The organism is Micromonospora sp. NPDC051296, assembly GCF_040682255.1.
In the GTDB taxonomy this organism is placed as follows: Bacteria; Actinomycetota; Actinomycetes; order Mycobacteriales; family Micromonosporaceae; genus Micromonospora; species Micromonospora craterilacus.
In genome coordinates this window covers 1-4,456 of record NZ_JBFBAO010000476.1, presented here as the reverse complement: position 1 = coordinate 4,456, position 4,456 = coordinate 1, and the positions used below count along the sequence as shown (strand labels likewise).

Genomic DNA, 4,456 nt, shown 5'->3' with positions numbered 1-4,456 from the left:
GGCCCGGAACCGGTCGCCCTGGTCCCGGTCGAGCCCGAACCGCCGGCCCCGGTGCCGGCTGCTGCCTTCGCCCGCCGTAACGGCACCCCGCTGACGGCGAGATCCCAGAGCATGCCGGCCGGCCGTCCCGCCTCCGCCCACGCCTTGCGGGCCAGCTCCACCGGGGCCAGCACCGGCTCGGCGGAGAGCGCGAAGGCACCCCAGTGGATGGTCACCATCCGATCCGCGCCCAGGTCGCCACAGGCACGGACCGCCTCGGCCGGGTCCATGTGCAGCGGTTTCATGAACCAGCGCGGGCGGAACGCGCCCACCGGCAACAACGCGACGTCGATGCCCGGGAACCGGGCGCCGATCTCGGCGAACGCCGGGCCGTAGGCCGAGTCCCCGGCGAAGAACACCCGGTGGGCGGGGGTACCGGTGGCGGTCATCAGCCAACCGCCCCACAGGCTCTGGCAGGTGTCGAAGAGGCCCCGCCGGCTCCAGTGGTGCGCCGGGGTGAAGTCGAACCGTACGCCGGCCACGGTCGCCGACTCCCACCAGTCCAGCTCGATCACCCGGCGGAAGCCCCGGGCCTGGAACCACCAGGCCAGCCCGGCCGGCACCAGCACCGGGGTGTCCCGCGGCAGCCGGCGCACGGTCGGCTCGTCAAGATGGTCGAAGTGGTTGTGGCTGATCACCACGGCGTCGATCGGCGGCAACGCCGCCCAGGCCACGCCGGGTGGGGTGTACCGGCGCGGGGTGCCCGGGATCCGGTCGGCGAAGACCGGGTCGGTCAGCACCACCCGACCACCGAGCTGTACCAGACAGGTCGCGTGCCCGACCCAGGTCACCGCGGCCTGCCCGGGGAGGACCGGGGGCACCGCCTGCTCGACCACCGGCACCCGGCCGGCGATCGGACCGGTCGGCCGGTTGCCCCGCTCGCGCATCAACCGCAGCACCGCCGCCGACCCGGGCACCGGATGGGTGAGCCGATCGGCGAAGCTGCGCGGCCAGGCCCGTCCGGCGGGCGTACCGGAGAACCGGGCGAGGATGCGGTGGACGGTGCGGGGTCGGTACACGGATTCCTCCTCGGGTGCTCGGGTGGGCCCGGGCCGCACCGGACGCGGCGGCCTCAGCCGGGCCGGCGCGCGGTGAGCAGCAGGTAGCCCAGGCAGGACTCGGCGACCGCCTGCAGATCCAGCACGGCGTTGCCGACCTGGCGCAGCACCCGGGGCCCGTACGTGCCGGACAGCCGCTCGCGTTCCCGCGCCACCGCCTCCCGGGTGGCCTGGTGCGAGCGGCGGACGTGGGCGCCGGCGTCGAAGAGTTCGTCGACCTCGAAGCCGGCCGCGCGCACCAGCTCGGCGTACGCGTGCGCGGTCGGCGGCGTCGACATCGGCATCGCCGACCAGATTCGCTCCTGCTCGTCGCCCATCGGACGGGCCAGGGTCAGCTCGGCGAGGACCAGCCGGCCGCCGGGGCGCAGCACCCGGTACGCCTCGGCCAGCGCGGCGGCCTTGTCCGGTACGTGCACCAGCACCTCCAGGGCCATCGCCGCGTCGAAGTGCCCGTCGGGGTACGGCAGGGCGGTGGCGTCGGCCCGGGCGAAGCGCACCCGGTCGGCCAGGCCCTCCTTGGCTGCGAGCTCGCCGGCCCGCTCGACCTGCCAGCCGCTGAGCGACACGCCGGTGACCGCGGCGCCGGTTACCCGGGCGACCCGGCGGGTGGGCCCACCCGTGCCGCAGCCGATGTCGAGCACGTGGTCGCCGGGACCGGCCGCGAGCCGGCTGGCGAGTTCGTCGTTGAGCCGCTCCTGCGCCTGCGGCATCGGGGTGTCGTCGTGCTCGTCGGCCCAGTATCCGTAGTGCAGGTTGTCGCCGTAGACGGCGTCGAGGAAGGTGCCCATCAGGTCGTAGAACGTGCCGACCGCCTGGGCCCGCGCCGCCGGGTCTTCACTCACCGTCCGGACCTCCCGCCCACGCCGTGATGACGCGTCACAGCATAGTGGCGAACCAACAAACACAACACCGTTCGGGTGTAGCTTCTAGGCTGTCGGTGGCGTGTTCGTTAGGCTGGCCCGGCAGAACCCCACACCGACTGACCACGGAACGGACGGTGGACCGACCGATGAGCAACTCTGCCAAGGTGCTGGACCGCGCGGAACGCATCGCCGAGGAGGTGCTGTTCCCGGCGGCGGAGACGGTCGACGCCTCCGACGCCGTCCCGACCAGCCACCTCGACCTGCTCGCCGCGGAAGGCTTCTACGGCGTCGCCGGCCCGCCGCAGTTCAGCGAGATGTCCGCCGAAGACACCGCCACCGCCGCCCGGGTCCTGGAGATCGTCGCCAGCGGCTGCCTGACCACCGCCTTCGTCTGGACCCAGCACCACAGCGCGGTGATGGCGGCGACGCACAGCCAGCGCCCGGGCATCACCGAGGAGTGGCTGGAGCCGCTGTGCCGGGGCGAGCGGCGGGCCGGCCTGGCCATCATCGCGGCGACCCGGCCCGGCCCGCCGGCGGTACGCGCCGAGCCGGTCGACGGCGGGTGGCTGCTGCACGGCGTCGCGCCCTGGGTGACCGGCTGGGGCCTGGTCGACACCCTGTTCACCGCCGCCCGGGACGCCTCGGACACCCTCGTCTGGTCCCTGCTGGACGCCAGGGAGAGCGACACCCTGCGCGTCACGCCGGTCGACATGGTCGCGGTCGCCGCAAGCCGCACCGTGGAGATCACCTTCACCGGGCACTTCGTGCCCGAGCAACGGGTCACCGGCACCGTCCCGCACGAGGTCTACCTGCAACGCGACCCGGCGACGCTGCGGTTCAACGGCTCGCTGCCGCTGGGCGTGGCCACCCGCTGCGCCCGGCTCATCGGGCCCAGCCCACTGGACGCGGCGATCGGTGACTGCCGGTCCACCTTCGACGCCGCCGGCCCGGAGCAGCTGCCCGCAGGGCGGGCCGCCGCGGCGGCCCTCGCGCTGCGCGCGGCCGGGCTGCTCGCCGTCACCACCGGCAGCGCGGCGGTGCTGCGCCACCGGCCCACCGAGCGGCTCATGCGCGAGGCGATGTTCCTGCTCGTCTTCGGTAGCCGCCCGGCCATCCGCGCCGACCTCCTCGACCGCCTGCACCACGCCTGACCGACCCGCGTCCGTTACCTTCGGGATCGTCCCCAGCCGCGGGTTCCTCGGTCGTTCGGCCCGCTTTGGCTGTCTGGCCTTCCCGTATGGATGATTCGGGTGTTGTCGCCGGGGCGGGCGGCATCGGCGGACCGTTGATAGCGACGCGGTCACCGCTGAGCAGGTCTCTTCGTAACGTGGCCGTGGTCGGGCCAGGCCTCGGGCAGGGTGTGCAGGGTGAACCCGAACCTGGCCGCGGTCTTTTGCGGGTCCTCGACGGAGAGGCAGTCGCGTAGCAGGACGTCGATGAGAGGCGTGGTGACTCCTGGTACCAGCCGGCCGGCGAGGCGTGCAGCCCAGCCGGGCAGGTGCCGGACGTGGACAGGGCCGGGATTGATGTGGTCGACGAACTCGTCCACGGTGTATGCCTGCGGTCCGGCCAGCTCGAACGTGCCGGTGGGCGTGGCCGGGTCGAGCGCCGCCCGGGCCAGCGCCTCCACCACGTCCTCGCGTGCGATCCAGGCGTAGCGTTGGCTTCCTGGTCCTGGCACCGATACGCGTCCGTGCCGGGCCAGCAACGCCGAGGCGGTCGGCCCGGGCTGGTCTGGCGGCCCGTAGATGTGGGCGCACCGGAAGATGACCGCCGGCGTGCCGCAGTCGTGCAGGAGTTGCTCGGCCTCGGCCTTGAATCGCAGGTACGGGTTAGCCGACGCGACGGATGCATCCAGATAGGACAGAAAAACCACCCGCCGCGCGGCGCAGTCTCGCAACGCGGCGCAGGTCGCCGCGACCGTGTCGCGGTTGGCGGCCCGATAGCTGTTTCCCCGGCCCGGTGCCAACGTCCCGGCCAGATGCACCACCACGTCGGCGCCGCGGAACGCGGCCCGCAGGTCGTCACCGCGGCGCAGCGGGCGCACCTCGTTGGGCAGTTCGGCCAACCGGCCCCGCAACGCGGAACCGACCTGGCCGTCCGCGCCCACTACCGCCACCGGACCGGTCAACCAACCATCGATCTTCACGGGATCCACTTCCCTTCCCGGCCAGCGTGCGTCCTCGTGGCCCGGGTGGACAGGGCCAAACGGCATGACCTTCATCCCTGGCCTAGTGCCTCGTCTTTGGACGTTGATCGGGTGATCCGTGCGTGTTGGGGATCCGTCGGGTCGTCTGATGGAGTCGGGGGGTGGGGCCGAATCGTTTCTCGGCGCTCGGCGCTCGGCGCTCGGCGCTCGGCGCTGGTGCTGGTGTGGTGGCGTCGCCGCTGGTCGTCGGTGGGGGCGTGGCGCGGGTATGCACCCGGCCTAATGAGTTGTGGGAGTTGGCCGGTGGGTGAGGCAGACTCCTGGTGGGTAGCCGCTGGCGGATGAGC

4 protein-coding genes are annotated in these 4,456 nt (G+C 73.2%); 1 reads left to right on the top strand and 3 read right to left on the bottom strand.

Annotated features, from left to right (window positions below; all coding sequences use genetic code 11):
* Together AB0M52_RS31165 and AB0M52_RS31160 are read right to left on the bottom strand one after the other, a co-directional pair.
* Positions 1 to 1,058, bottom strand: a 1,058-nt coding sequence (locus AB0M52_RS31165; protein ID WP_363961125.1) for an MBL fold metallo-hydrolase, incomplete at its 3' end; no start/stop codon positions are given.
* Between the two features lie 53 nt (positions 1,059 to 1,111).
* Entirely contained in the window at positions 1,112 to 1,939 is an 828-nt protein-coding gene (locus AB0M52_RS31160) for a methyltransferase domain-containing protein (RefSeq protein ID WP_363961123.1), read from the bottom strand.
* Between the two features lie 167 nt (positions 1,940 to 2,106).
* On the opposite strand from AB0M52_RS31160, the gene AB0M52_RS31155 reads away from it, so the two are divergent.
* On the top strand, positions 2,107 to 3,111 hold the full coding sequence (locus AB0M52_RS31155) for an acyl-CoA dehydrogenase family protein (protein ID WP_363961121.1): 1,005 nt from the start codon (positions 2,107 to 2,109) through the stop codon (positions 3,109 to 3,111).
* Positions 3,112 to 3,260: 149 nt separating this feature from the next.
* On the opposite strand, the gene AB0M52_RS31150 is transcribed toward AB0M52_RS31155, so the two are convergent.
* Complete coding sequence (locus AB0M52_RS31150; RefSeq protein ID WP_363961119.1) at positions 3,261 to 4,109, bottom strand: NAD-dependent epimerase/dehydratase family protein; 849 nt, start codon at positions 4,107 to 4,109, stop codon at positions 3,261 to 3,263.
* Positions 4,110 to 4,456 lie beyond the last annotated feature (347 nt).